This is a genomic window from Streptomyces recifensis (assembly GCF_002154615.1).
GTDB lineage: Bacteria > Actinomycetota > Actinomycetes > Streptomycetales > Streptomycetaceae > Streptomyces > Streptomyces griseoluteus.
In genome coordinates, this window is record NZ_MUNH01000428.1 from 1 (window position 1) to 1764 (window position 1764).

General features: G+C 71.0%; 2 protein-coding genes and 1 pseudogene. All 3 read right to left on the minus strand.

The features are described from left to right. Positions 1 to 458: pseudogene (locus CCN33_RS21570) on the minus strand (DUF1129 domain-containing protein); the annotation flags it as partial. Between the two features lie 56 nt (positions 459 to 514). Further along, on the minus strand, positions 515 to 1438 hold the full coding sequence (metF, locus tag CCN33_RS21575) for a methylenetetrahydrofolate reductase [NAD(P)H] (protein WP_086695204.1): 924 nt from the start codon (positions 1436 to 1438) through the stop codon (positions 515 to 517). Positions 1439 to 1535: 97 nt separating this feature from the next. Next, on the minus strand, positions 1536 to 1764 hold a 229-nt coding region (locus tag CCN33_RS21580; RefSeq protein WP_208621825.1), incomplete at its 5' end, for a thiamine phosphate synthase.

Sequence of the window (1764 nt, forward strand, 5' to 3'; positions counted from 1 at the left end):
GGGCGGGCCGGGGTGAACACGTCGTCGCGGTCGTAGGCGTCGTCGTGGTCGTAACCGTCGGTGGCGTAGGCCGCGGTCTCCGGGCCGGGGTGGTCGTGGCCGAGGTCGGCGGACTCGTCCGGGCCGGGGTCGCCGAGGACCGGGTCCTGGTGCTCGGCGCGGTTGCGGCGGCGCCGGGTGACCGGGCCCGCCTCCTCGTCGTCGGGGCGCTTGACGGCCCAGCCGGCCGCGAAGCCCTTGCGGAACGACAGCGTGACGTAGGTCTGTCCGACGGCGAACGCGATGGCGCCCAGCCCGATCACGACGACCGACGGCATCAGGACGCCGACCACCACACCGAGGAACCCGGTGAAGGCGAGCAGCCGCCAGCGCAGCCGCGCCTTGTACTGCAGCAGCACTTCGCCGAGCAACCACAGCGCGACGATGCCGAACGCGATGTAGAGGACCGTCCAGCCCATGTACGCCCCTCTCCCAGTGACCGTTACGCAGTGTGTCCCATCGCGGTGCGGCCGGTCTAGGCCCGCGGGGGGTGGTGCAGGCCCAGGTTCTCGTAGATTTCCAGCGTCGCCGTGGAGTTGTTCAACGTGATGAAGTGCAGTCCGGGCACCCCCTCGTCGAGCAGCCGGGCGCAGAACTCCGTGGCGAAGTCGATCCCCAGGGAGCGTACCGCCGCCGGGTCGTCCTTCGCCGAGAGGATGCGCTCTTTCAGCTCGGGCGGGAACAGCGCGTTGCTCAGCTTCGGCAGCCGCTCCAGCATCTTCACGCTGGTGACCGGCAGGATCTCCGGAATGACGGGGGTTTCGCAACCCGCGGCGGCGACCCGGTCGCGCAGCCGGAGGTAGGACTCGGGCTGGAAGAACATCTGCGTGATGGCGTAATCGGCGCCGGCGCGGCACTTGTCCACGAAGTGGGCGACGTCGGTGTCCCAGTCGACGGAGCGCGGATGCATCTCCGGGAAGGCGGCGACGCCCACGCAGAAGTCCCCCGACTCCTTGATGAGGCGCACGAGTTCGGCCGCGTAGGTCAGCCCCTCGGGGTGCGCGACCCAGTCGCCCATCGGGTCACCGGGCGGGTCGCCGCGCACGGCCAGCATGTTGCGGATGCCGGCGTCCGCGTACTGGCCGATGATGTTGCGCAGTTCGGCCACCGAGTGGTCGACGGCGGTGAGGTGGGCAACCGGGGTGAGCGTCGTGTCGACGACGATCTGCTGGGTCTCCTTGACCGTGGTGGCACGGGTGGTGCCGCCCGCGCCGTAGGTGACGGAGACGAAGTCGGGCGCGACGGCCTCGACCCTGCGCAGCGCGTTCCACAGGTTGCGCTCGCCCTGCGGGGTCTTCGGCGCGTAGAACTCGAAGGAGCACGCCGTCTTGCCGGTGGCGAGGATGTCCCGGACGGTCCGGGCACGATCAGTCCTGGTGGATGCGGTTCCGAGGGCCATACCCGCAGGTTAGCCACGGGCGGGCGGTGACCCAACCGGGCGCCGGTGATTTGGCCGAATTGCCGGGCCTTTGTCCATCCCTTGGGACGGCTCCCGCTCAGATCTCCCGCAGCCGCTTGGCGAACTCGGCCGCCGCCGCACCCGGATCGTCCGCGGCCGTGAGCGCGCGGACCACGACCACCCGGCGGGCGCCCGCCTCGAGCACCTCGTCCAGGTTGGTGCGGTCGATGCCGCCGATGGCGAACCAGGGGCGCTCGGTCTTCAGGGCCGCGGTGTACCGGACCAGGCCGAGGCCGGGGGCGTGGCGGCCGGGCTTGGTGGGGGTG

Bases quoted from the DNA above. Each gene is read 5' to 3' on its own strand.
- metF (WP_086695204.1), bottom strand. From the start codon at position 1,438: ATGGCCCTCGGAACCGCATCCACCAGGACTGATCGTGCCCGGACCGTC.